This is a genomic window from Paenibacillus sp. J22TS3 (genome assembly GCF_018403205.1).
Lineage (GTDB): Bacteria > Bacillota > Bacilli > Paenibacillales > Paenibacillaceae > Fontibacillus > Fontibacillus tuaregi.
In genome coordinates this window covers 471,985-497,704 of the sequence record NZ_BOSF01000003.1, presented here as the reverse complement: position 1 = coordinate 497,704, position 25,720 = coordinate 471,985, and the positions used below count along the sequence as shown (strand labels likewise).

Here is a 25,720-nt window from a genome sequence, read left to right as displayed (position 1 = left end):
CCTTTTCTCGTATGGTTCCCCTCCAGACTTGAAAAACCGAAGGGAATGAGGGCACAATATAGACACCGATACTTGACGTCATTTTACGAAAGAAAGAGCTGGCGGGAGACGGAACTTAGAAGCAGGAGGGACTTCAGGTGGAGATAGGGATAAGCACGTTTGTGGAAACAACGCCGGATGTGGTGACCGGGGAGGTCATGAGCCATGCCCAGCGGATTCGCGAGGTGGTTGAGGAAATTGTGCTCGCTGACAAGGTGGGCCTTGATGTATATGGTGTAGGGGAGCATCACCGGAAAGATTATGCGGCGTCTTCGCCCGCGGTCATTCTGGCTGCCGCGGCCGCACAGACCAGCCGGATCAGGCTTACAAGTGCGGTTACTGTGCTGTCCTCGGCAGATCCGGTGCGTGTATTCCAGGACTTTGCCACGCTGGACGGGATCTCCAATGGACGTGCGGAAATTATGGCCGGCCGCGGCTCGTTTATTGAATCGTTCCCGCTCTTTGGGTATGATCTGGACGATTATGACCAACTGTTCGATGAGAAGCTGGAGCTGCTGCTCAAGCTTAGGGAATCCGAGAAGGTCACCTGGCGGGGCGGGCACCGGCCTGCCTTTAATGACCTCGGTATTTATCCGCGTCCAGTTCAAGATCCGCTGCCGGTATGGATTGGCAGCGGAGGGAACCAGGAGTCGGTGGTCCGCGCCGGACTTCTTGGCCTTCCGCTCGTGCTGGCCATTATTGGCGGCAGCCCGCTGCAGTTCGCACCGCTCGTACAGCTCTATAAGAAAGCGGCGGCCCATGCCGGTCACGATGCGTCCAAGCTGCCGGTTGCCTCGCACTCGCACGGGTTCATTGCGGAAGACAACCAGCTTGCGGCGGACAAGTTCTTCCCATCCACCCAATACAGCATGAATGTGATTGGTCGTGAGCGGGGATGGGGCCATTACAGCCGTGCAAGCTACGATGCGGCCCGCAGACCCGAAGGCGCGCTGTATGTTGGCGATCCGCAGACCGTTGCGGAGAAAATTATCAACCTGCGCAAGCATGTCGGTATTACCCGCTTCATGCTGCATGTGCCGCTTGGATCGATGCCTCACGAAGATGTTATGAGGGCCATCGAGCTCCTTGGAACCGAGGTTGCCCCACGGGTCCGGGAGGAAATTGCAAGATGGGAAGCTCAGCACGGGGAGAATGTGTGAGAGTGAGATAGCTTGATAGCCAAGAGCGCTTTTGGCAGATGAAGAGGAGGCTTCAGTGAATGAAGCCTCCTCTTGCTATAGGTGGATGATGTGAGCAATCTATAAGATTGGCTCACCATCTTTTTCATAAATAAAGGCAATGTAATCCGTTAGTACGCCTTTGTAACCTAAGTATCTAAGCATCGTGGAAATATTGCCTCTGTGATAGGTTCCATGGTTCACGACCTGCTGGATAATCTCTGAGACCGAGTTCTGACGCTCCTGCCCATTTTTGTTTCTGTAGGCCACTTTCTTCTCGAAATCATCAATTGTTATTAAATGCTCACGAAATTGTGATTGCAAAATGTTAATGTGCTTGCCAGCCTCCTCAATGTCAGAAAATATGGTGGGTGCAGTAATGGAGGGGCTCCCTTCTGTTATACGGGTAAGCCATAACTGATCAGCTGAAATCAGGTGGGTTATGACTTCAGCAATGGATTTGAACCCTAGATTGACCTCTTTCGAAAAAATCTCCTCTGGCAATGACCCAAGGTGGCTGATCAATCGGTTATTCGCCCAAATATTATAATCATATAAAAGCAGATATGGATTGTTCATCGCACTCTCCCTCTCTTCAACAGCTTTTAATGCAATCTAACAAGACTATATAAGTTGAACTATTGATTTACAAGCAAGATACATAAACTCATAAACGGGTTCCCTTGATGGCCACTTACAGCGTCTGTCCGCTGTCCACCGTGATGATCTGTCCAGTGAGGACCTCCTGCTCCAGCACAGAACAGATGAAGTGGGCGATATCCTCAGGGGCCGCAATGCGCTCAAGCAAAACCTGCGGGGCGAGTTTATTCATCTGCTCCTCTCTTCCCGCCCACCATCTTGTTGTAACAGCGCCGGGCACCACACAGTTGACCCGGACTTCCGGAGCCAGCGCGCGGGCAAGCGACTTCGTCAAGCCGTGTACGGCGGCTTTGGACACAGCGTAGGGCAGAGAGGAGCCGGAACCCGTCTGCCCCGCGATGCTGCCCAAATTCACAATGGCGCCCCGGCTCTTTTTCAGATAAGGGGCAGCCGCCCTGGCACAGAAGAACATCCCCTGCACATTCACTTTGTACAGTTCATCCCAGATTTCTTCTGTAGCTGCTTCCAGATCGTCCAGCGGGATATGGTAGGTCATTCCCGCATTGTTAACGATGGCATCCAGGCTGCCGAATTGCTGAACAGCCGTCTGTACCATCTGGCGTACCTCTCGATCCTTGGACACATCCGCTTGGATGGCAGCCGCTCTTCCGCCAGCGGACTGAATCTCGCGCGCCACTTCTTCCGCTTCTTCCTTGGAGCGGGAATAGTTTATAATCACGGCTGCACCCTTGTCGGCCAGTGCCAGGCTGACCGCTTTCCCGATTCCTGTTCCCCCGCCGGTTACCAAGACGACTTTGCTATGCATATTCATTTAAATTCCTCCTGAGTGTTCGCTATCTGTTCTAACTGTAACTTTAATTTATCTCATTAGATTTGTATAATTGAATGATGTGAAGTTTGAGTTCAATTTTTTTGAATATAGGGAGAGGGGAGGACTGCGTTTTGGATCTACGGGCTTTAAAGACCTTCCAGCTGATCGTACAGCATGGCAGTTTTATTCGGGCTGCGGAGGAGATGAATTATGCCCAATCTACAGTGACGATGCAGATGCAGAAGCTGGAGTCCGAGCTCGGCGTTCAGCTGATGGAACGAGGCAGGACGATCAAGCTGACTGAAGCAGGCAGACTGCTGTATGGACAAAGCCTATCCATTATGCGGGACATGGAGCAATTGGAGGAGGATATTGCCGGGCTTCAGAAGGGGAGCGCGGGGCATGTCCGTATTGGTGTAACCGAGCCTACGGCAAGTTTCCGGCTGCCAGAATTAATCAAATGGTTCCTGGACCTGTACCCGAGAGTACGTGTGTCTATTGAATTCGGGAATACGCCGCATCTCAGCGGGCGGCTGCTTGCAGGTGAGCTTGATTTTGCCCTGTGCTCGGCACCGGAGGTAGGATCAGGGCTTTATTTTGAGCCCCTGTTTAGGGAAGAGTTCGTTGCGCTTATCCCGGCTGGTCATCTTCTGTCCGCCAAACCCCTGCTGACTCCTGTAGACTTTAAGGATCATCGCCTGCTTATTACAGCGGCCTCATGTCCTTACCGACAGAAGCTGGAGGCGGCTATTCAGGAAAGCGGAGGTACCCGGCCGGATACAATGGAGATTGGAAGTATGACTGCCTTAAAATATTATGTGCTCAGTGGTCTCGGGATTGCTCTGGTGCCGCGGATAACAGTAGAGCCTGCACCGGAAGGCACGGTGATCCGTGAACTGGGTGGGACCCTGGTCGACATGGTCTTTGGCCTTCTCACCCGCTCTTCCGGGCATTTCGCCGGATCGGCAGCAGGCAGGCTGATCCATTATCTGCGTGATGAGCTAGGTGAAGGCCTACCAGGAAGTCTGCCGGGAGACTAGCAGTTCCTCTGTACATCATAAGTAAGCCCCCCTTGCAAACAAGGGGAGCTTACTTGGTTCATTGTTTAGTTGCCATCATGGCCGATCCATCAGAATGGGATGCGTTCGGAGGCGATGGTGTATCCGTGCTTGTCAGCCCATTGCACCAGGCCGCTCCACAGCTCTTCACACGCCTCAATCAGTCTTGGGGCATCTGTCAGTTCTCCGCTCATGACAAGCCGGGCGACCTGGTCATAACCCGCCGGCTGGCCAGGCAGCTGCACCGCCTCAGGCAGAACCCTTGCACCGGTGGTATACAGCTTCCGGTTGTGCAGTCCGATCAGCATCGCCCCATAGTGGGCGAACTGCATGGTTAAGTAGGGCAGGTAAGTATAAGAGCCCTCGGCTGTAGTATTTCTGAGCTTACCGATAAACTCGCACATCTCTCCAACCAGAACCTCATTAATGGCTTGGGTGAACTCGGCATCCGTAGGCGACTCTGCCGCTTTCTTCAAGAGGGGAAAGAAGTTCTCTGGATCATACAGAGACAGAGGGGCGAAGTAAGGGCCATGAGTCAACGGCCATTCGCCCTCCACGGTTGAAGCTTCTTGAAGCAGCGTGTCCGCACAGAGGATATTCACCTCTGCCTTCCAGGGACCGGCCGACCATTCGTGGCTGAAATCGGCTGGACCGCTGGCATCCCGCATCACACACAGCATCTCGACGTCGGAGTAAGGTCCGTCGGTTCCTCGTGCCACAGAGCCGTAGACTCCGACGGCAAGCACACGCTCCTGATATATCTTGTGCAGTCTTTCTAAAATCTCATCACAAAGCTGCAGTCTTTCATTTCTGGACATGGCAATTGGGCCATTTGTATACATGGTATGCATCTCCCTTATGGACTAAATTTAGGTGGGATGGTGCACCCAGTATGGCGGGCCACGGGCTTAACGGGGGATTTTATCTCTTGGCATAAATAGTCCTCCTAAGTTCTCGTTTATGGAAATTATAACCATTCCCAAGTGGATAAGCAAGATTAGCAAACCCCGAGGAATGTAAGGAGCGGGTAGACATTGAGGATAAGAGCGGATTCTCTGGAGAGGCAGCGGGGCTTATTCGAGTGAAGTGTCCGGGAGTTCCGCCTGCAGTTCAAGAGATAGACCCTGAGGTTAAATCCACAGCTCATCATGCTGCTGATCGCAACACAAAAAGACACCGTTCAAACGAACGGTGTCTTTTTGTGTTTCAAACCGAAAGTATTACGCCTGTTCTGCCGACAGGGCGTGAGGCTTAGACTCCGCACTACCGGCATTGCCGTCTTTCTGCGGACCAGCTGCACCAGCACCTTGGTTCGTGGTGCGCAGCGGCAGCTCCTTCAGGAAGAACACCAGAATGAACGCCAGCACAAGGACCAGTGTACCAGTCAGGAACACGGTCGACAGCGTGGTTCCCAGCGCATCGCGGATGCCGTCGATCATCTGAAGGAATACCGGCTTAGCGTTCGCTGGCATTGCAGCTATCGCTTTATCCAACTCAGGCTTGTTCATTAGCTCCTGCGGATTAGCGAACTTAAGCATCTGCTTCGCTATAGCAGGGTCCACCTTAGTGAAGTCCGGTGCATCCCCCGATGTCAGGGCGGACTTCAGGTTCTTGGTCAGATTGTTGGACATTACCGTTCCCATAACTGCGATCCCGATGGTACCGCCGAGGTTACGGAACAGCTGGGTGGAGGCCGTCACCACACCAAGCTCTTTGTGAGGGACGGCGTTCTGGGTAGCCAGAGAGAATACCGGCATCCCGAGGCCCAGCCCCATTCCGAACACGCCCATACTGAGAACGGCGGTCCACACGTTGTCCATGAACACCATGATTGTCATCCCAATGATCATGATTGGAACTCCGATCAAGGCATACCGCTTGTATTTGCCTTTCTTGGCAATCAGCTGACCGGCGATAGCACTTGTCACAACCATTACGATGGACATCGGCATGGTCACATAACCCGCAAGCGTTGGAGTAATACCCAGCACGCCTTGAACGAAGAAGGAAATATAGATCATCGCGCCCATGAGACCGAAGTTCATGATAAAACCGATGATGTTGGAGATCGTCACTACACTGTTTTTGAAAAGATGCAGCGGGAGAATTGGGTTCTTGACTTTTGCTTCCGTGAAAATAAATATGGCAGCCGACACCACGGAGGCGCCGAGCAGTCCGAGAATCTCCTGCGAGCCCCAGGCATATTTAGTACCAGCCCAGGTGAACGCGAGCAGCAAAGGTACAATTGTTGTTGTGATAAACAGTGAGCCGAGATAGTCGATTCCCTCGGAAGGTCTGCGTTCGACCTTAGGGAACAGCATGATAATCATAATGAATGCTACAATGCCAAGCGGCAGGAAGATCCAGAACAGCCAGTGCCAGTCGAGGTTATCGACCAGATAACCGCCGAGTGTTGGCCCAAGCACACTGGAGAAGCCGAAGATCGCTGTCATGAAGCCCATCCATTTCCCGCGCTCACGCGGAGGGAAGAGGTCCCCTACCGCTGTAAAGGCGGTTGATTGGATAATCCCGGCGCCGATCCCTTGAATCCCGCGGTAGATGATGAATTGAAATACATCCGAGGAGGTCCCCGTCATAAACGCGCCAACCATAAATAATAAAATACCAATTAACAAGAACGGCTTACGTCCGAAAATATCGGACAGCTTGCCGACAAGAACAGCAGCAATGGTGGACGTCAGCAGGTAAATGTTGATCGTCCAAGTATAATAGTCCATCCCTTGCAGGATGGCGATGATCCGTGGCATGGCCGTACTCGTGATCGTCTGGTTGATTGCGGCAAAGAACATGGCGGCCATAATCGCAATCATAATCGATATTTTTCGTTTGTTAGATAAATGCTCCATACGGTTTTCTTTCCACCTCTAATTTATTTTTCTAATTGGGCAAGCATGGTCCCGAAGATCCGGCGGAGATGTTGAACATCTTCCTCGGGCAGCATCTTGAAGACGGACGTAATAGCTTCGCTTTGGTCCTTCTGAATTTCCTGAACAGCTTCGGCTCCCTTCGCTGTGTTGGAAATATAGACAACCCGCCGGTCCTTCTCCGCGCGTTCCTTCCTGACATAACCCTCCGCCAGAAGCTTGTCGGTCAGACCGATCACGGCGGCTGACGTAATGGACAAAGCGTGTGCTACTTGTGATACCATCTGCGGCCCGTCTTTGCTCAGCACATACAGGACCTTGAACTGTGGCAGGCTAAGGGCGCTGCCGCGCTTGTTCCATTCCTGTGAGATGCTCTTGAGCAGACTCCGGAACATGGATGTGACTTCAAATAGGACTGTATTATCATTCTGCAAAATATTAACCCTCCGATTGCGCTTTGCTTTCTCCTCTCTGGTCAGCGTATTGCTTCACAACATAATAATTTAGTTATAAATTAATAAACTGTTTAAAAATTTACCACTCTGATTTCAATTCGTCAAGCATTTTGGAGAGATTTTATTCCAAATTATGCATTTTCGTGAGCTTGAATCCAAACAGGACCAAACCTTCAACGAGTCGCTGAGGGCTTGGTCCCGGGGTAAATTTAAGCTCTCTTCAGTTTGGCATGACCCGTGGCGGCTGATCTGAGCAGCCTATGTGCGGACAAAGTAGTGAGTCCCATAAGCAGAGCGGTACATCCGAACATCAGGACTGTTCCTCCAGTCTCATACAGCAGGCTCCCCACGAGAGGGGCCGCTGCCATCCCCAGATACCGGATGAAGTTATAGAGGCCAATAGCCGTAGCCCGGCCCTCCACGAATTCCTCGGTTAGCAGTGTAGGAGGGACCGACATGGTCAGACCTGCCGTGAAGCCCACTGCCGCCAGAGCTGCCAGCAGTCCGAACAGGGAATTTTCGGCGAGAAGAATAAATGAGGCAAGGCTGGCCAGAGCGAGCAGACAGGTGAGAATCAGGCTGGGTACAGTCCCCATGCGAGCCTGCAATTTCCCGCTAAACTTGCTGCCGACGAAGCTGAACGACATCAGCATCAGGAAGACCCACCCGATCTCACGGGCATCCAGGTGGTATCGGTGTGTGAGCAGGTCAGGAAGAAAGACAATAAAGTTATAAAACATATAATACAAGACAAATCCTACAAGCAGTACGGCTGCTCCAGTCTTGTTGGAGAAAATGGAGGTCATGCTCTTCAGGGTGAAGTTTTTTCTGGAAGCTCCAGACTGGCTGATCTTCGTCTCAGGGAGGACTGTGGCTGCCAGGATGAACATTAGACTCGCGCTGACAGACAGGAACAGGAAGGCACCAGGGTAACCGGCCTGACTGCCGATGAATCCGCCAATAAGCGGACCGACGGCAGGGGCAATGCCCAGAATCATTTGGTAGGTTGCCATGTTCTTGGCCCGTTCCTTGCCTTCATACATGTCTCCAATCATCGTGGCGGCTACGAGCGGAACTGCAGCAGCCCCAATGCCCTGTAGTATGCGGAAAATCAGCAGGACGGTTACGGAGGTGGCGAATACGCAGCCGATGGAAGCCACAGCGTATAAAGCCATGCCGGGCAGGAGGATCGGTTTGCGGCCCTTAAGATCGATTAGAGGTCCCAGAACGACCTGCATAACAGCAAGTGCAATCGTGAACAGGGAGACGGTCAGATTCACCAGGTAGAACGTGGTGTGCAGATCTTCTTGCAGCTGGGGAAGAAGAGGCACGTAAAGATTCTGGGCCAGTGAAACCACGGCTGCACAAAAGCCTAGTAAAATCAGGGAGAAACGGGGATTCATCCAGAAACACACTCCATTCTTTTGCATTTTTAAACTGACTGACTGTCAGTCAGTTTTGAAGTTATCTTAATACTTTGACTGACTATCAGTCAACTATTATATTTAAGATTAACTAAGAAATCACATGAATGAGTGTCGGCTGTTGGCTGAGCTTTTTTAAGAAGGAGGATTGGGGATGCCAAGGATTGCAAAGGACCCTCAAGAGCGGCGAAACGAGATTCTTGATGCGGCAATGGAGCTGTTCAGTACCAAAGGATACGAGAATACCGCAGTAAGTGATATTGTGAAGAAGGTTGGGGTGGCGCAGGGCACCTTTTACTATTATTTCAGATCCAAAGATGAGATTGCGGCTGCCGCGCACGAGCGGTCTCTTGCCGGGCGGCTGGAATTTGTCCGGAATGTGGCCGGGGATTCAGAACTGAGTGCTGTATCTAAACTCAGAAAAGTATTGCTTGAGGGGTTCCCGGCCCCGAAGTCAGATCAGGCCATATTGGACTATCTGCATGATGAGAGCAACACGGTGCTGCACCAGAAATGGCTGGTGGCCAAGATTACCTCGTTTACCCCTTTTATTACGGAGATTGTGCGGCAGGGGGTAGAGGAAGGGGTCTTTCAGCTGGAGGACCCGAAAGAAGCGGCCGAGTTCCTGCTGGTGGGTCTGTCCTTCTGGTTCGACCGGAGTATCTTTGGATGGACCGAAGAAGAGTTAGGGAGGAAGCTTAACGCACTTGAGGGGATTATAGACCGGCTGCTGGGGGGAAAAGGCATTATCTCAGCGGCGGAATATGTCAATAAACCGTAGATGCTTCCACGCTTGCACGGCTCTCCATGCATAAGATGCTTACACCTTAGGCCATGCTAAATGTGCACAAGAGCATCTGATGAAGGGGAGGATCTGTAATCATGAAACATTACGATTCCAGTCTGCAGTCGGCCAGCAATGTGGCACAGGCTCAAAATTCGGTGAACAAGCTGCATTTTGCCGTATCGTCCGCTCTTAGCCATCCGACAGAGCAGCTGATTGAGCAGGCGGAGAACAGCCTTGAGCATACTGAGAAGGCTGTGAAGCAGGCTGTTCGTCCGGCGGAAGGTCAAGGGGTGGAACTGGCTGAGGAACTGCTTGCCGAAGAGAGAAACAGGCTTGCCAAGCTTCGCAAGCTGCCGGGTGTTCCAGGGAAGGACTAATTATTTTTTGTTGATAAAATAGCGCCAAAACCAGCCTGCGCAGAACCTATCTTTCGCGGGCTGGTCGGTGCTGCTTAGCGAATACCGTTACAAAAGCATCCCAGAGTAACGGTGAAGCTAACCTCAACAGGACCGGCCTGCATAGCCGGTCCTGTTTGTTTTTAGAACAACCATAATCTTGTTCATCTATCCAACCTCACAATTTCCGCAAGGGGATTTGGACGCTGAACAATTAAATCCCTTAACACCTGAGCCCCAACCATGCTGTATACTGTGCCGTTTCCCCCGTAGCCCAGCAGGTAATACAGCCTTTCTCTGGAAGGGTGTCTCCCGATAAAAGGCAGGTGGTCAGTCGACTGGCCAAACACTGCCCCCCACGCGAAGGCAATACGGGTATCCAGCTGAGGGAACAGCTTCTGGACCTCCTTCAGCAAATGCCTGGCCCGGTTAGCAATTAGGGCCGGGCTGTCAGGGGTGTCCGGCTTGTCTTCATCCTGTCCCCCGGCGAGAATGCGCCCCTCCGGTGTGGTCCTCATGTACAGATAGGGCCGCCGGGTCTCCCAGATCAGAACCCGATCCTTCCAGGCCGACAGATCGGCGACAGGTTCGGTCGCTATGGCATAAGACCGGGTGCGCTGCAGCCGGGGTTCGTCCAAATAGGGTGCGCTGGCGTAGCCTGTGGCCAGAATTACATGGCTAGTGCGAAACTCCCCTGCTGAGGTCTGCACCTCAAGGCCATCAGGAATGTCCCGAAGCCCGGTCATGTTAACATGTTCGAATACGTCTACCTTGCGGCTAAGTTTGTTCAGGATTCCCAAGGTGAGCCGCAGCGGGTTGACCTCAGCATCATGATGGGTCATGAGAGCGGCGGGTCTGAAGAAGGGATAATGCGCTTTGAGCCGGCCTTCGGTCCACCATTCAGCCTGGAAGCCATGGGTGTTCAGGGCCTCAAGTTCTTTCTTCAACCGGTCTGTATGAGCCTGTTCACTCGCGTAGTAAAGGCTGTTCCTCCGGGTGAAATCACAGGAAAACTCCAGGCTGTCCGCGATATGACCCAGCTCGTCAATAGCATTCCGGCATGACTTGTAGAAGCTTACTGCCCTATCCTGCCCGATCTGGGCAATCAGCTCATGCAGCATAATGTCGCTTGAGTACTGAAGCTGCCCTATACTGGCCAGAGTACTACCACTTCCTACAGTTCCCTTGTCAATAACGGCAGCCCGCAGCCCCTCTCCGGCCAAGGCGTGGGCACATAAAGCCCCGGACACCCCGCCGCCCACGATGACCACATCGTAGTGATCGGCTATTACACCCGGGGTAAGCGGGATTTCTCTATTCCCGGCTGCTTGCCAGAGCAGCCTGCCATGATGTAAATCCACATGAATGCCTCCAAACGTTCAGCCTATTTGTAGAGTGTGCCCGGATCGGGGACCTGGGAAACATTCAAGCTGATGAAAGGAGCATTTACTTGTGGGATCTAGAGTCAGATCACAGACAGACTAGGGTCAGTCAGAGACCGGCCAGGTCAAATCCGGGTCAGATCCGGGTCAGATCAGAATATGTCCGCCTTCGGTGTGCAGCACCGTGCCGGTGACAAAGCTGTTCTGGATCAGATACAGCACACTCTTGGCGACATCTTCTGCTGTGCCTACACGGCCAACCGGAAGCTTCTGGGCAAGGGAAGCATAGAACTGGGAGCGGGCTTCGTCGGACATTTTGCTCCGCGAAGGGGTGTCGATAATCCCGGGGGATACGACATTGACACGGATCGGAGCGAGTTCGAGTGCCAGAGTCTGGGCCAGATTGGAGACGGCGGCATTGACGGCTCCGAGCATGGAGGAGCCTGCCATGGTTTTGTAGGCCACGACACCGGAGAATAAGGTAAGAGAGCCGTTCGGGGATATTCGCGGTGCGCCATATTTAGCCGCATAGTATTGGCCCCAGAATTTATTTTCGAACAATTGACGGGCCTGGGTGGTATCCGTGCTGAGAAAAGGTCCCCCTGAGGTCTCTGCTGCCGTTACGACAAGATGATCCAGAGCTCCTATTTTCTCGAAGAAGGCTTGAACCTGGGTCTCCTGGGTCGTATCAAGTGGGTACGCGGATGCTCCTTCCCCGATTTGCTGAACAGCTTGCCGAAGCTTGTCTTCGGACCGGCTGGCGATGACCACCTCTGCCCCCAGGGCAGCAGCCTCCTTGGCTGTGGCAAGCCCGATGCCTGAGCTTCCCCCAATAATGACAATTTTCTGATTTTGCAGCATAAGTGAATCCTCCTTGAAGATAAATGTATTTGATGAGGGATAGCTTACCGCCATTAATTCCATTTGGGAAGTAGTGATATTTTATTCATATAGTTACCTTAAAGTTATTAATGTGCCCGTTAAGAGAAGCCGGCTTTCGGGCCCTGCCCATAGAAAAAGACCGCTTAGCCCTTTGTGGGCTGCAGCGGCCTTTCTAATGTGGATGACTTCCTCCGTTAATCTAAGCTTAAACCAAACCTTTTCAATTCAATAAAGATCCCTTCAAGCCGCCGTCCCTTCTCTGTAAGTGAATACTCGACACGCGGGGGGACCTCCGGGTAGACCTTTCTGGCTACAATATCCTGGTTCTCCAGCTCTCTGAGACGCAGGGCAAGCGTCTTCGGGCTAATCCCTTCCAGGGATCTCAGCAGCTGGCTGAAGCGTAAGGTGTCATCTAGCAGCAGATCACGGATGATCAGAAAGGTCCACTTGGTTCCTATCACGTCGAGTGTCTTGGCTATCGGACACAGTTCGCCAAGGGTTCCTTTGGTCAGCTTGAGGCTTTCCGGCTCTATGGTATTCATAAGTGTCCTCCTGGCTTCACTAATTTCCTTCAAACTTAACATAACTTGAGCCCCTCAGACTAGGGGGAGGCAAATCAAGAAGACGGGAGACTCATCTGGTAGTTTAGACAAAAAACGTCAGGATTTGCTGTATCCATCACTGGGTGAAACTGGTATTATAGAGTGGACAACCAGTTATCCAATGATTCGGACGGAAATGGTCTCATACTACATATTGAAATGGAGGAATTAGAATATGAAAAAGGCTTTGTCGGTGCTGTTCTCATTGACGCTGATCTTTTCTTTTGGCACAAGTGCTTTCGCAGATAGCCAGGATAAGAAGCTGGACAAGATATATGAGCTGATCGAGAAGACCAATAACAAGATTGAGAAGAAGATTGAAGACGGGGTGGCTGCAGCGGACAAGCTGAAGGCCAAGTATTTGGAGGATGTCCGCAAACTGAAGCTGAAGAGCAAGGTGGCTGGTCTGGAGAGCCAGAAGCAGGCGTCCTTCGCAGCTACAGGCGTGAATGATACGGCGCGTACAGCACAAATTGATGTGCAGATTCAGGAAGCGACAGCCAAGGTGGATCAGGAGATCCATGGTCTTGAGCAGGAGATTGATCAGGCGACGGCACAGTTGATCACGCCGGACGACAAGGATGGCAGCGCAGTGAGCCAGCGCATCGGAGCTCTGGAGAGCAAGCTCAATCAGGGGTCTGACCGTTATGAGGAATTAACGAGAAGATATACGGAGAAGTTGAACAAGATCATTACCGATGTCTACGATGAGACCTACAAGCTGGCTTCTTACGCGATCGATAAGGCCGCAGAGCAGGGGATTGTAGTCGAACGATATTGGAAGCTGGTCAAGTTCGCGGACCGCGAGGTATGGATTGACCCGGTATGGGTCGTTGGAATAAATTAAGGTCCAGCTCTTTCCTGTGACCCGTAATATCGTTATAATCTAGAGAAAAAACGAGTTCTGTTGATGAGCTCGTTTTTTCTTATATAAGGGGGATCGTGATGGACGGGTTCAGAATCGGAAAGAGAGGATCTTTTCTGGAGGAAGTGCATTTTGATAAAAATGAAATAAAGCTGCTTTCCCGGGGAGATGGGGTTGAGGTTCTTCTCCAGACGATAGAAAAAGACAGGCTGTTCTACGTGTACCCCAGTGACAACCCGAATGTTATGGAATTCTTTTATATACTGTCAGGACACCTCGTTTGTGAGCTGGATGACCAGAAGATCGAGCTAGGACCGCAGGATTATTATACGGCCAAAGGTCTAAAGGAACCGGTTCATTTCACCGCGCTCACAGACATCACTTATTTATGGGTCATCACAGAACCGACCTTCAGACATTTGAGCAAGGATATCTCCAAGTTAATGAACATAGTCAAAGAGGTGGAGAAAAAGGACCGCTACACTTATATGCACAGTGACCGGGTGGCGGAGTATGCAGTGAAGATTGCCAAGAAGCTCAAGCTGAACAAGGAGCAGCTGGAGAATCTTTCGATCGCTTCAGTGCTGCATGACATCGGCAAGATTCATATTCCCGAGGAGATCTTGAACAAGCCCGGCAGGTTAACCTCCGAGGAGTTCGAGCTGATCAAGAAACATCCGGCCGACGGGGCGGAGATGATCAAGGAGACGTACTATGGGGAAATTGCGCCTATTATTGAGCAGCACCACGAGAGGCTGGATGGAAGCGGGTATCCTCATGGGCTGCATGGCAGCGAGATTTTGCTGGAGGCGCGTATTATCGCGGTGAGCGACACGTTCGATGCGATGACCGAGGACCGGGCGTATCGCAAAGCTTCAGACGTACAGACGGCTATGAGTGAAATCCGGCGTCTGTCGGGAACCCATTATGATGAAGCGGTTGTAGATGCTTTTGAGGAAGTCTTAAGAGAAGAAGGCCGTATTTAAGTTTAAGTGGGGAGAATTCCGTATTTACATTTCGGAAAACACCGATATAATATATGGTGCAGAAACAGCTAATACTCTACGTGTAGAAAATATAAGCCTATCACTTTCTTGAATGGAGGGAATCAAAATGTCTAACCCATTATTCACCCCTTTCCGCGGGGAAAACTTGGATCTGGATAACCGGATCGTTATGGCCCCGATGACCCGCTCATTCTCCCCCGGAGGCGTACCTGGCGAAGATGTGGCGGAATATTACCGGCGCCGTGCTGAGAACAGCGTGGGACTTATCATTACGGAAGGAACGGTAATTAATCATCCTGCCGCAACCGGCGACCCTAATGTGCCAAGGTTCCACGGCGAGGATGCCCTGAACGGATGGAAGAAGGTTGTAGAGGCTGTACATACAGCAGGGGGCAAAATTATTCCGCAGATCTGGCATGTGGGAACCGACCGCAAGATTGGTGACTCCCCTAACCCGGAGGCCCTGCCGATTGGACCTTCCGGCATTAATATCTTCGGGGAGAAGGTTGTGGAGCCGATGACGGAGGAGGAGATCTCCCAGGTCATCGACGCTTACGCTCAGGCAGCAGCCGATGCCAAGAGAATTGGCTTTGACGGGGTGGAAATTCACGGCGCCCATGGCTACCTGATTGACCAGTTCTTTTGGGAGAGAACGAACAAGCGGACAGACAAGTACGGCGGTGAGATGATTGGCCGTACGCGGTTTGCAGTAGAGGTCATTGAGGCCTGCCGCCGTGCGGTTGGACCTGACTTCCCTATCGTATTCCGGTACTCTCAATGGAAATCCTCCGTGTATACGGCCAAGTTGGCTGAGACACCTGAGCTGCTGGGTCAATTCCTGGCCCCGCTGGTGGAAGCCGGTGTGGATGTGTTCCACTGCTCCACTAGACGGTTCTGGGAGCCTGAGTTCGAAGGCTCCGACTTGAATCTGGCTGGTTGGACGAAAAAACTGACAGGCAAACCAACGATCACGGTTGGCTCTGTAGGGCTCGACAGCGACTTCATGAGCTCCTTCACGGAAGGCAAAGGAGCAGAGAATACTAACCTTGAGAGCCTTCTGAAGCGGCTTGAGCAAGGAGAGTTTGATCTTGTGGCCGTCGGCCGGGCCCTGCTTGTGGATCCTGCCTGGGCTCAGAAGGTGCGCGATGACCGGGTTCAGGACCTGGTGCCTTTTAACGTGGAAGCTCTGCGTACCTTGGCTTAACGGCAAAATTGCATGTTGGCATTACAATGATCTCAGCGATAACCAGAGAAGGCTCTGCCCATTAGGGCAGGGCCTTTTTGTAACAATAACTCCATATATAATGCATTGTATTATGAGAATGATTATCATATAATTTATGCATTGATAATAGTTATCATTACCTGAGGTGAATCCAATGAAGTTAACAGAAATTGAATTGAGCTTGCCTGTACGTATCGTGGATATGGCCTGCAACAATCAGCTTGTGTGCAGACGCCTGAACGATCTGGGCATTATGGAGGGTACCTTGGTATCTATAAAAAAACGGCTGCCTTTTGGTGGGCCGATTACGCTGGAAGCGGGCAATCAGTGGATTTCGATCCGCCGCTGTGAGGCCCTGCAGATTTTAGTGGAAGCAGTATGACGGTTACGGTTCTCGCTGGTAATCCAAATACCGGCAAAAGCTCTTTATTTAACACGCTAACCGGCTCCTACGAGTATGTCGGCAACTGGGCGGGTGTGACCGTAGAGAAGAAGGTGGGCACCCTTAAGGCTGGCAAGGGCAGTCTGATAGATCTGCCGGGTCTCTATTCGCTGAACCCTCTGTCTCACGATGAAGAGGTGGCTTCCAGGTTTCTGATGAGCGAGCCCTTCGACTCTATTCTGAATGTGGTTGATGCTTCCCAGCTTGAGCGGAATTTGAATCTGACCGTGCAGCTTCTGGAATACGGTAAGCCGCTACTGCTTGCCCTGAATATGATGGATGTGGCGAAGCAGAACGGACTGGTCATCGACACGCAGCGTCTGTCGGAGCTGCTGGGTGTTCAGGTCGTTCCCGTTGTCGCCCGGAGCGGCAAAGGCTCTGACCAAGTGCTGGAGGCGATTACGGATCATGTGCCGGGTACCGCTCTAGAGCCTTATTCCATTTGGTATGGAGACACCCTAGAGAAGGCGGTGGCCGAGCTGGTCGGACAGTTGCCGCAAGGAACGGCTTCCCCAAGGTGGATGGCCGTTCAGTTTTTTGAAGGCAATTCTGTGGTCCGAACCTCACTGGAATCCAAGATGGACTCAGCTTGGCTCCGGCGGTTGTATGAGACGGCGGAAGAAGCTGTGCGCAGCGAGTTCGGGGTCAGAACCCTGTCCCAGTACATGCGCAAGCAGCGGGCTGAGCATATTCAAGGTTTGCTTGCCCATTGTGTACGTCATACGAAGGAGGGTCACCTGACCTTCTCGGAACGCATCGACCGGATTGTGACGGATAAGTATCTGGGCATACCGATCTTCCTGCTCTTTATGTACCTTACATTCAAGCTGACGTTTGAGTGGATTGGCAGCCCGCTGTCCGACCTCCTGGATGCCTTCATTAACGGCCCGCTGCGGGATGGGACAACCTGGCTGCTGGACAGCATTGGGGCACAGGACTTCATCAAGGCGCTTATTTTCGACGGAATCTTCGCAGGTGTGGGCGGTGTGTTGGTTTTTGTTCCACAAATCTTCATTTTGTTCATGATCATCTCGTTTATTGAGGATTCGGGGTATATGGCACGAATTGCTTCTGTAATGGACCGCCTGATGGAGTTGGTTGGCCTGAACGGGAAGACCTTTATTCCCATGATTATTGGCTTCGGCTGCAATGTGCCCGGGATCATGGCGGCCAGAACGATTGAACAGCCGAAGGAGAGGCTGCTTACGATCATCCTGACTCCGCTTATGTCGTGCTCTGCAAGACTGTCGGTATACAGCCTGTTTGTGGGAATCTTCTTTAAGTCCAACCAGGCTCTGGTTGTACTGTCTCTGTATGTGCTGGGTGTTGTGCTTGCTCTGGTTCTGGCGAAGCTGTTCTCATCAACCATCTTGAAGCAGCAGGAGTCGATGTTTGTTGTCGAGCTCCCGCCCTACCGGATTCCGCAGTGGAAGACCCTGTCCCGAAGTACCTGGGAGAAAGGCAAAGGGTTCGTGCGCAAGGCGGGAACCTTTATCTTCGGCGGCTCGGTGCTGATCTGGCTGCTCAGCTATATGGGACCGCACGGCTGGAATGTGCCGATGGACCAGAGCTTTCTGGCCAAGATTGGCGGGCTGATCGGCCAGGTGCTGACTCCGCTCGGCTTCGGCACCTGGCAGGCAGGCGCGGCCCTGATCACGGGGTTTCTTGCCAAGGAAGTTGTTGTCTCGACCATGAATATTATTTATGCGGCTCCGGATACAGCCGCACTGCAGGGGCTTCTGGCCGGTCATTTTACTCCCCTGCAGGCCTATTCCTTCATGGCTTTCATTCTGCTCTATGTTCCTTGTCTGGCTACGGTGGGGGTTATACGCAAAGAGACGATGTCCGCCCGCTGGACGTGGTTCTCCGTTCTGTACGCACTTGTCGTCGCTTATGTTATATCTTATGCCATCGTGTTGATAGGAAGAGCCCTCGGTTATCATTAAACCGTGTTAAGGAGTGGTAATATGATCGCCAGTATTGTTATTGGTGTCGCGATCTTCGGATATGCGGGCTGGACACTGACCTCATATATCCGTAAGACCAAGAAGGGGAAGTGTGCGAGCTGCTCATTGGCCAAGTCTTGTGAGTCGGCCTGCAGCGATGTGGCTTCTATGTCTAAATAAGAAGCGGTTCGGGTGATTGGAACCGTGATACGGATTAATAAAGATAAACCGGCTGCGGAGTGCAGCCGGCTTTCATTTTGCTAAGAAGCTGGGGCTCCTTCTACGAGATCGCCTTCATATCCCCGCAAAAGCTGAAGCATATGAAGCATGTCTGACGAGGTTTAGGAATATCCTGGGATTAGGGCTTGGGTTATGGTAGAATTGAGACAAATTAACTAAGAGGTGATCTTTGTTGGTAGGACGCAGCGGTAATCCCACATTAAATGACAAAGTATTTGAAAGGCATTATTCCGATCAGCATCAGATGACGATTGACGGCACGGTGAACAAGACGTTCATCACCCTGGTCATTCTGCTCGGAGCTGCCTTTGCAACCTGGTCCATGTATTTTAAAGGGCAGGAAGTTATTCCTTACGCGGTTGGCGGAGCACTTGTTGCCGTAGTATTAGGGCTGGTTGTCAGCTTTGTGCCTAAAGCGGCTCCTTATCTCGTGCCGATTTATGCTCTGGCTGAAGGCATGTTCCTAGGCGCGTTGTCTGCTATGTATGAGACGAGATTCAATGGCATTACGATGCAGGCCGCACTGCTTACCATGGGTGTGTTCGTAGCGCTGCTGGTGGCCTATAAGACCAAGTTGATTAAGGCAACTGAGAACTTCAAGTTGGGTGTCGTAGCTGCAACGGGCGGAGTATTCCTGGTATATCTGATCAGCTTCATCCTAGGCATGTTTGGCATAACCGTACCGTATCTGCATGATAATTCACTGGTGGGAATCGGGATTTCCATTGTCATTGTAATTATTGCGGCCCTGAATCTTGTGCTGGATTTCGATTTTATTGAGACAGGCGCGGAGCAGGGTGCTCCCAAGTACATGGAGTGGTACGGCGCTTTTGGTCTGATGGTGACACTCGTATGGCTGTATGTGGAAATGCTTCGTCTTCTTTCGAAAATCTTCAGCCGCGACTAAAGCATAATTACACTAAATTTAAGGTCATCCTTCACGGGATGGCCTTATTCTTGTATGCGGGAGCTTCCATTATGTGTTACATTGGGGTATGAATTAATTTTCAAGGAGGTTATGTAGATGGAGGATAAGAATCATAACGAACTTCCCGCTAAAACCTGCACCATTGAACGCTTGATCACCAACCTGTCTGATATTGACAAGGTGCTTGCCGGACGGAAAACCGCGACCCGCCGCAACGGCCGTTATGCCGATGTGGGTGAGATTATGACACTTCAAGGACAGAGGTTTGTTGTGAATAAGGTATATTCTCAAACACTGGGCGAGCTGACGGACGAGCATGCTGTTCAAGAAGGATTCCCCAATGTGGAGGAATATAAAAATTCAATTCTGTCTTATCATCCGGGGATGCCTTGGCTCCCGCAGATGCGGGTATGGGTGCATGAGTTCAGTCCGGTTCAGGAGTAGCCCAGTGTGATTCTTTTATATAAATTCCTGTTATATATTCATATTCTAAGCGCGATAGCATCTATCGGGCCGTTCTTTGTTCTCATCTTCCTGGTCCGGCGGATAAGGACCGCACAACCCGTAGAGCTTAATGCTTATCTGATAACCTTCAAGTCGGCCATCCGTCTGGTTAAGCATATGGGCCATGTGCTGGTGGTGTCCGGGATTTTTGTGGCCTATGCGGCAGGTTACTCCTGGAATACCTCGTGGATTGTGGCCACGGTGCTGATTATGGCCAGCTCCATTGTGTTCCTGGCCCGCGCATTCTCGCCGAAGCTGCGGAAGTTCGCCGATCCTGCTTCAGATAAAGCGGACCTGGTGCGCAGGCTGACCCGTTCGGTATGGATCTATCTCGCCTTGTTGTTGATCATGCTGTGGTTAATGGTGGCTAAACCCCATTTGTGGTAGGGGTTAGCCGCTTTTTTTGTGCGCTCGGCCAACTAGTGGGGTTGAATTTTTGTTCTAGTGTTATAGGGAAAGGCTTTGAAGAGTCCAAGTTGGCATCTTTATAGCTTCGTATCCTAACGCATTCAAATCATTAGTATTTTTCAAATTAGTCATGTAGTTTCTGCCAAAAATACAGGTGAATTATGCGTTACTACAACAATATAGTTCCAATTAATCGAAATAGTATATTTGTGATATATTTTACTTATTTTCCTAAAATTACATTTATGATTTAGTAGTGTTGAAAATATGATAATAAGGAGAATGTTAATGAAAAAGTATGTAGTAGCCGTAGCTAGTCTAATTTCAATGTGTCTTCTATCTACGTCCCTAGCAGTTGCGGCCCCTGTCGAAAACAGATTGAACAAATCTAATAAACTGCAGAGTATCCTGAAATCCCGAAATGAGACTGGTCAGGATAAATTTTTATCGTTTGCAGCTTCTCTTGATCCAACAATAGTCTCTCACTTTAATATCCAAGAAGACGGAAGTGTAACGGTTAATGAGACTGGTCTTGATGCAGCGCAAAAAGAAGCTGCATTCAAAGCGTCTAAACAGTTTGAAAAAGAACTCAAAGCTTATCAAAATCGTATCAACGCATACAATAAAAAATTAGGTTTAAATTCAAATGAAGGCGTGAAAACGGATGGAAACGGCGGATTGAGTTTTGGTAGCGGTGGATCTGGTGATGGTACGAATAGTTTTACAACTAATGGATTAATTAAGGGAGACATTGTGCTCCAAAACGATCCGGGAACAAGCATCCAAGGAGACATCAATCATGGAGGAATGTACGACGGTTCTTCTGTGGATGTTTCTATTTACACTGCACAACCCAATCAGGGTGTTAAATGGGAGGCTGTTAGTGAATGGCGTCGACATGATGAGGTGTGGGGGTTGAAAACAGACGCCTCCAGTTCGACAGAAGCGGCAGCATTTAACAAAGTTAGGGCAGATGCTTCATTAGGTGAGACTTATTATTGGTATGCCGGTAAGGGGGATCCTGATTCTTGGTATTGCTCAAAGATACCTTGGTATGGATATAGTGCAATGGGAATTGAGTTGGATGAGAATGGGGGTTATTGGGTAACGCCGGATGATCTTTTTGCTTCTTCAAAAACTCACCTGTACAATTATTCTACCTAATATACCCATAGAAAATATTTATGTACACAGCATAGAGGAACACATGTCCGCATGTGTTCCTCGCTTTTGAAGGAGGAGCCCAGTGAAGAATCCTGCTAAAGTAATCGCAATTGTACTGCTTATTACTCTCATCGTTACTGCCTGTGATTCGAAAGACCCAGACCCTGGCTTCGTGCTAAATCCCCATCCTGTTTACGATATTTACATGAATATCAATGGCCGACTGGGTCTCGTTCAAGTTACTCAAATTCAGAAAAACAATGTAGAAACGTCACCTGTACAAATGTGGAGTAAAGAAGGTAAGGGGAATCTTAATACGGTGGCTTTAACATCGGGAAATAAAATATATGGTTCTTTGTATGATAAAGTAGGTGGAGATTCCGACCATCGTCTTGTCGTATATAAAGAAGGAAAGAAATTAAAGGAGATCAGCCTTGATAAAAAGGGCCCTCGATTGATCATACCTGATACTGTACATAACAAAGCATATGTTCTGTTGATGTTCGGAAGAGGTAATGGGATTGTAAACGGAGGCTTGCCGGTTAAAATTATTGATACGAACGAGGATAAGGAAATCGGTGAATTAGGGATCAAGGGGGCATTGCTCAATTTCGCATTCACGGATCAATCGATCTACGCGACTGTTGTAAAGGCTCGCGACTTAGGGTTTACGGATGTTCCCGACGAATATATTTTGCAAATTGATCGTGTGTCCGGTGCCCAGAAGATCTTAACCTCATTTGATTATAGTCCAAAGGGAATGGCAACCGATAGATCTTATATTTATATTGTTAATATGCCTGTAGATGTTATACCTTTCAAAAAAAGCAAGTTATCCATTTATGATTTAAAAGGAAAACTAGTCAAGGATGTATCTGTTGATCCTGGTGTCCGGGATATCGTGCTGGACAAAAAAGGGTACGCTTATATTGCTCATAGCGATAAGGATGCTTATGATGACAGGGCGGGTGACCATATCACGGTGTATGATACAAAACAGGGGAAGATTATAGACAAAATCAGCACCCTTGCTCCTACGGAATTAGCTATTGTAGATCATTATCTTTTTGCTATTAACAATTGGGGCATTTCGTTATCTATGTTTGATCTTTCGACTCGCAAATTAATCAAGACTATCCCATTTGACGAGGGCTCGTTCGTATCGTCTTTTGAGATTATAAAACGGTAACCTGTACCACTTGAATCTTGACAACAGCCACCCTGCGAAATTTAAGATAGGAAGTTGAAACTTGAACTTGATACATTAATAAACAAATTTTTTGTTTCTCTAGATAAGTCAATTGTTGATCATGCTGTGGTTAATGGTGGCTAAACCCCATTTGTGGTAGGGGTTAGCCGCTTTTTTGTGCGCTCGGCAAACTAGTGGGGTTGAATTTTTGTTCTAGTTTATAAGTTAGTTTGAATCTGGTAAATCCAGAGGAAATGCATATCCATATGTGTCCCTAGCCTTTTAAGGAGGAGTTCTGTGAAGAATTTTGCCAAAGTAATCACAATTTTATTGCTCAGTGTGCTCACCACTACTGCCTGTGCTTCGAAAGACCCAGACCAAGGCCCTGTACTAGACCCCGACCCTGTTTACGATATTTACATGAGTATCAACGGCCGACTGGGGCTCGTTCAAGTTACACAAATTCAGAAAAACAATGTAGAAACGTCACCTGTACAAATGTGGAGCAAAGAAGGTAAGGGGAATCTCGATACGGTAGCTTTAACATCGGGAAATAAAATATATGGTTCTTTATATGATAAAGTAGGTGGAGCTTCTGACCGTCGTCTTGTCGTATATAAAGAAGGGAAGAAATTAAAGGAAATCAGCCTTGATAAAAAGGGCCCTCAATTGATCATACCTGATACTGTGCATAACAAAGCATATGTTCTGTTAATGTTCGGGAGAGGTAATGGGATTGTAGATGGAGGCTTGCCGGTTAAAGTTTTTGATACGAACGAAGATAAGGAAATCGGTGAAATAGGGATCAAGGGGGCATTGGATAAATACACATTAACAGATCAATCGATCTATGCGGCTGTTGTAAAGGCTCGTGACTTAGGGTTTACGGATGTTCCAGATAATTATATTTTGCAAATTGATCGTACTTCCGGCGTTCAAAAGATCCTAACCTCATTTGACTATGCCCCCAAGGGAATGGCAACCGATGGATCTTATATATATATTGTTAATATGCCTTTATATGCTGAAAATTTCAAAGAAAGCACGTTATCCATCTATGATTTAAAAGGAAAACTAGTCAAGGATGTATCTGTTGACCCTGGTGTTCGGGATATCGTACTGGATGAAAAAGGATACGCATATATTGCTCATAGTGATAAGGATGCTTATGATGACAGAGCAGGTGACCATATTACGGTGTATGATACAAAACAGAGGAAGATTATGGGTAAAATCGACACCCTTGCTCCTACGGAATTAGCTATTGTAGATCATTATCTCTTTGCGATTAACAATTGGGGCATTTCGTTATCTATGTTTGATCTTTCTACTCGCAAATTAATCAAGACTATTCCATTTGACGAGGGCTCGTTCGTATCGTCTTTACAGATTATAAAGCGGTAACCTGTATCATTTGAATCCGGACAACAGCCACTCTGTGAAATTTATAAATAGGAAGTTGAATTGGGAGCTTGATGCATTGGTGAACATGTAACTTTGTTTCTCTAGATAAGTCAATCGTTGATCATGCTGTGGTTGATGGTGGCTAAACCCCATTTGTGGTAGGGGTTAGCCGCTTTTTTGCTTTGTTGGTTGACTACCTTTGCAAAATATCTCCAAGAGCGCTCTCCAAGCTGCTGAACTTAAATGTGAAGCCCTCACGGATAAGCCGTTCTGGGATTACCCATCGGCTCTTTAGAATGAGTTCTGTCTCGGTGCCTAGAGCCAGAGCGCCGATCTCCAGCATCCACTTGGCTGCTGGAAGCCCAAAGCTGCGGTTCATGGCTGTGCGAAGTTCGGCCATGAGCTCCCGGTTGGTTACCGGACCCGGGGATGAGCAGTTGAAGACCCCCGAAAGATCCTCTCTTTCTTTTAGAAAAACAATGATTCGGAACAAATCCTCTACATGAATCCAGCTGAATTTCTGGCTGCCGGGGCCCTGCACACCGCCGAGTCCAAAGCGGACCAGGTTCTGGTAAGGCGTCATTACGCCCCCGTGTTTGCCAAGGACGATTGCGATTCGTAGTGCGGCTTGTCTGGTCTTCGGAATCTTGAAAGAGAAAAAGGCAGTCTCCCAGGCTTTTGCGACCTCAACGGAGAAGCCTGTGCCGATCTCTCCACTCTCCTCCGTCATGGGACGGTCCTCCGCATGTCTATAGATGGTTGCTGTACTGGAGTTGATCCACAGCGGAGGTGGATTGGAACAGGACGATAGAGCTCTGCCCAGAATTTCAGTCGTTTCTGTCCTGGAATTCAGGATAGCTTCCCTGTTCTTACGGGTGTAGCGGCAGTTGACGGATTTGCCGGCCAGGTTAATCAGCAGCTCCGAGTCTTCCAAGGCAGCAAGAATTCCCGCTCTATCTTCCCAAGGGATGTGTCCCGGTTGTCTGGAGATCATTTGTATCTCATATCCAAGCTCGTGGAACCTTTGGTTGAGGTATTGGCCGATGAAGCCGGTCCCGCCTGCAATGACCATCTTTCTGCTCATACACCCACTCCGTCCTAGTGATGTAATGGATTGATTTCTAAGCACATTCTACCATAATGTTACAAACTGATTTCGCTTAAAAGGAAAAGAAGGGCCGCCTAATGGCACGTTTCTAGTTCTATTAACTATTAAATCCAGGTATCAGCCATTCCTTGACTTTAAGTTCCGGTTCATCAATTGTTCTATACAGCATTAATGGGGTCCAGTCCCAGAAGCTGTTGCCATTGACCGTTATAGGAGCGCTTAGCCACTTCGTAAAGTTCATGGAAGGAAGTTGAACTCCGGAGGGCCACCCGAGCTGGTCCATCCAAATTGACGGCTGCCCCTGCACCGGGTAATATCTGTCTTGGAGGTGGTGATGGACATGAATACGCTGCTGATGCTTGGTGGAATTATGATGTTTCTAGGCGTTGCCCTGGGGGCTTTCGGAGCCCATGCACTGAAGGAGAAGCTGGCTGAAGACCAAATGAAGGTATATCAGACCGGGATTCAGTACCATTTGATTCATGGGATAGGATTAGTGCTGCTTGGACTGCTTGCGGGCCAGACCGGGGATTCGTCCAAGGTGCTTCTGGCCGGATGGTTCCTGTTCGCGGGAATTATTCTGTTCTCGGGCAGCTTATATGCATTAAGTTTGTCAGGTATCCGGAAGCTGGGCGCGATTACGCCGCTTGGTGGGCTTGCTTTCCTGGCGGGATGGGCGATTCTAGTCGCCACGGCAATCCAGGGATAGCCGATGTACAATTGCACTATAAAGACCATCCAATTGCGGTAATTTCGGATGGTCTTTTTTCA

27 protein-coding genes are annotated in these 25,720 nt (G+C 49.8%); 17 read left to right on the top strand and 10 right to left on the bottom strand.

All coding sequences use genetic code 11. The annotated features are described in order from the left end of the window. The first annotated feature begins 137 nt into the window (after window positions 1–137). The gene (locus KJS63_RS11945; RefSeq protein WP_213619333.1) at window positions 138–1,199 is read left to right on the top strand and encodes an LLM class flavin-dependent oxidoreductase; all 1,062 of its coding nucleotides are present in this window, start codon (window positions 138–140) and stop codon (window positions 1,197–1,199) included. A 99-nt stretch (window positions 1,200–1,298) separates the two neighbouring features. Here the strand turns inward: KJS63_RS11945 and KJS63_RS11940 are convergent, their stop codons facing one another. After that, window positions 1,299–1,796 carry a DinB family protein gene (locus KJS63_RS11940; RefSeq protein WP_213619332.1) on the bottom strand — a complete coding sequence of 166 codons (498 nt, stop codon included), beginning with the start codon at window positions 1,794–1,796 and terminating at the stop codon, window positions 1,299–1,301. Between the two features lie 115 nt (window positions 1,797–1,911). Beyond that, window positions 1,912–2,649, bottom strand: coding sequence for an SDR family NAD(P)-dependent oxidoreductase (locus KJS63_RS11935; RefSeq protein WP_213619331.1), 738 nt, complete (start codon window positions 2,647–2,649; stop codon window positions 1,912–1,914). 131 nt (window positions 2,650–2,780) lie between these two features. On the opposite strand from KJS63_RS11935, the gene KJS63_RS11930 reads away from it, so the two are divergent. After that, window positions 2,781–3,689, top strand: a complete 909-nt coding sequence (locus KJS63_RS11930) for a LysR family transcriptional regulator (protein ID WP_213619330.1) — start codon at window positions 2,781–2,783, stop codon at window positions 3,687–3,689. A gap of 89 nt (window positions 3,690–3,778) precedes the next feature. Here KJS63_RS11930 and KJS63_RS11925 read toward each other — a convergent pair whose 3' ends face one another. From KJS63_RS11925 to KJS63_RS11910, 4 genes are all read right to left on the bottom strand, one after another. Further along, window positions 3,779–4,549, bottom strand: a complete 771-nt coding sequence (locus KJS63_RS11925; RefSeq protein ID WP_213619329.1) for an ANT(4')-I family aminoglycoside nucleotidyltransferase — start codon at window positions 4,547–4,549, stop codon at window positions 3,779–3,781. 378 nt (window positions 4,550–4,927) lie between these two features. Next, on the bottom strand, window positions 4,928–6,574 hold the full coding sequence (locus tag KJS63_RS11920; RefSeq protein ID WP_213619328.1) for a DHA2 family efflux MFS transporter permease subunit: 1,647 nt from the start codon (window positions 6,572–6,574) through the stop codon (window positions 4,928–4,930). 23 nt (window positions 6,575–6,597) lie between these two features. Then, window positions 6,598–7,026, bottom strand: a complete 429-nt coding sequence (locus KJS63_RS11915; RefSeq protein ID WP_244862581.1) for a MarR family winged helix-turn-helix transcriptional regulator — start codon at window positions 7,024–7,026, stop codon at window positions 6,598–6,600. Between the two features lie 230 nt (window positions 7,027–7,256). Then, a complete protein-coding gene (locus tag KJS63_RS11910) occupies window positions 7,257–8,450 on the bottom strand; it encodes an MFS transporter (protein ID WP_213619327.1) in 1,194 nt (397 codons plus the stop codon). 175 nt (window positions 8,451–8,625) lie between these two features. On the opposite strand from KJS63_RS11910, the gene KJS63_RS11905 reads away from it, so the two are divergent. Beyond that, window positions 8,626–9,252: a TetR/AcrR family transcriptional regulator gene (locus tag KJS63_RS11905; protein WP_213619326.1), complete on the top strand. Its 627-nt coding sequence runs from the start codon at window positions 8,626–8,628 to the stop codon at window positions 9,250–9,252. A 101-nt stretch (window positions 9,253–9,353) separates the two neighbouring features. Next, window positions 9,354–9,635 carry a hypothetical protein gene (locus KJS63_RS11900; protein WP_213619325.1) on the top strand — a complete coding sequence of 94 codons (282 nt, stop codon included), beginning with the start codon at window positions 9,354–9,356 and terminating at the stop codon, window positions 9,633–9,635. 182 nt (window positions 9,636–9,817) lie between these two features. Here the strand turns inward: KJS63_RS11900 and KJS63_RS11895 are convergent, their stop codons facing one another. From KJS63_RS11895 to KJS63_RS11885, 3 genes are all read right to left on the bottom strand, one after another. After that, window positions 9,818–11,014 (bottom strand): NAD(P)/FAD-dependent oxidoreductase, encoded by a 1,197-nt coding sequence (locus KJS63_RS11895; RefSeq protein ID WP_244862580.1) that lies wholly within the window; start codon window positions 11,012–11,014, stop codon window positions 9,818–9,820. A gap of 168 nt (window positions 11,015–11,182) precedes the next feature. Further along, a complete protein-coding gene (locus KJS63_RS11890; protein ID WP_213619324.1) occupies window positions 11,183–11,896 on the bottom strand; it encodes an SDR family oxidoreductase in 714 nt (237 codons plus the stop codon). Window positions 11,897–12,111: 215 nt separating this feature from the next. After that, complete coding sequence (locus tag KJS63_RS11885) at window positions 12,112–12,459, bottom strand: winged helix-turn-helix transcriptional regulator (protein WP_213619323.1); 348 nt, start codon at window positions 12,457–12,459, stop codon at window positions 12,112–12,114. 235 nt (window positions 12,460–12,694) lie between these two features. Between KJS63_RS11885 and KJS63_RS11880 the strand changes: the two genes are divergently transcribed. From KJS63_RS11880 to KJS63_RS11825, 12 genes are all read left to right on the top strand, one after another. Further along, window positions 12,695–13,366: a hypothetical protein gene (locus KJS63_RS11880; RefSeq protein WP_213619322.1), complete on the top strand. Its 672-nt coding sequence runs from the start codon at window positions 12,695–12,697 to the stop codon at window positions 13,364–13,366. A gap of 98 nt (window positions 13,367–13,464) precedes the next feature. Then, entirely contained in the window at window positions 13,465–14,370 is a 906-nt protein-coding gene (locus KJS63_RS11875) for an HD domain-containing phosphohydrolase (protein WP_213619321.1), read from the top strand. Window positions 14,371–14,497: 127 nt separating this feature from the next. Beyond that, entirely contained in the window at window positions 14,498–15,595 is a 1,098-nt protein-coding gene (locus tag KJS63_RS11870) for an NADH:flavin oxidoreductase (RefSeq protein ID WP_244862579.1), read from the top strand. Between the two features lie 175 nt (window positions 15,596–15,770). Then, entirely contained in the window at window positions 15,771–15,998 is a 228-nt protein-coding gene (locus KJS63_RS11865; protein WP_068621168.1) for a FeoA family protein, read from the top strand. Then, complete coding sequence (gene feoB / locus KJS63_RS11860; protein WP_213619319.1) at window positions 15,995–18,004, top strand: ferrous iron transport protein B; 2,010 nt, start codon at window positions 15,995–15,997, stop codon at window positions 18,002–18,004. Before KJS63_RS11865 ends, feoB begins: the two co-directional genes overlap by 4 nt. A 21-nt stretch (window positions 18,005–18,025) precedes the next feature. Continuing rightward, a complete protein-coding gene (locus tag KJS63_RS11855; RefSeq protein WP_068621164.1) occupies window positions 18,026–18,184 on the top strand; it encodes a FeoB-associated Cys-rich membrane protein in 159 nt (52 codons plus the stop codon). A gap of 232 nt (window positions 18,185–18,416) precedes the next feature. Then, window positions 18,417–19,151: a Bax inhibitor-1/YccA family protein gene (locus tag KJS63_RS11850; RefSeq protein ID WP_068621162.1), complete on the top strand. Its 735-nt coding sequence runs from the start codon at window positions 18,417–18,419 to the stop codon at window positions 19,149–19,151. A gap of 117 nt (window positions 19,152–19,268) precedes the next feature. Then, complete coding sequence (locus KJS63_RS11845; protein ID WP_213619318.1) at window positions 19,269–19,616, top strand: ASCH domain-containing protein; 348 nt, start codon at window positions 19,269–19,271, stop codon at window positions 19,614–19,616. Window positions 19,617–19,622: 6 nt separating this feature from the next. Then, window positions 19,623–20,063 carry a DUF2269 family protein gene (locus KJS63_RS11840; protein WP_213619317.1) on the top strand — a complete coding sequence of 147 codons (441 nt, stop codon included), beginning with the start codon at window positions 19,623–19,625 and terminating at the stop codon, window positions 20,061–20,063. Between the two features lie 309 nt (window positions 20,064–20,372). After that, window positions 20,373–21,248, top strand: coding sequence for a hypothetical protein (locus tag KJS63_RS11835; protein ID WP_213619316.1), 876 nt, complete (start codon window positions 20,373–20,375; stop codon window positions 21,246–21,248). An 82-nt stretch (window positions 21,249–21,330) separates the two neighbouring features. After that, window positions 21,331–22,437, top strand: coding sequence for a YncE family protein (locus tag KJS63_RS11830; RefSeq protein ID WP_213619315.1), 1,107 nt, complete (start codon window positions 21,331–21,333; stop codon window positions 22,435–22,437). Between the two features lie 297 nt (window positions 22,438–22,734). Continuing rightward, the gene (locus KJS63_RS11825; protein WP_213619314.1) at window positions 22,735–23,841 is read left to right on the top strand and encodes a YncE family protein; all 1,107 of its coding nucleotides are present in this window, start codon (window positions 22,735–22,737) and stop codon (window positions 23,839–23,841) included. Between the two features lie 193 nt (window positions 23,842–24,034). On the opposite strand, the gene KJS63_RS11820 is transcribed toward KJS63_RS11825, so the two are convergent. Beyond that, the gene (locus tag KJS63_RS11820) at window positions 24,035–24,925 is read right to left on the bottom strand and encodes a TIGR01777 family oxidoreductase (RefSeq protein WP_213619313.1); all 891 of its coding nucleotides are present in this window, start codon (window positions 24,923–24,925) and stop codon (window positions 24,035–24,037) included. Between the two features lie 364 nt (window positions 24,926–25,289). Between KJS63_RS11820 and KJS63_RS11815 the strand changes: the two genes are divergently transcribed. Then, on the top strand, window positions 25,290–25,658 hold the full coding sequence (locus KJS63_RS11815; protein WP_068622598.1) for a DUF423 domain-containing protein: 369 nt from the start codon (window positions 25,290–25,292) through the stop codon (window positions 25,656–25,658). The last annotated feature ends 62 nt before the right edge of the window (window positions 25,659–25,720 follow it).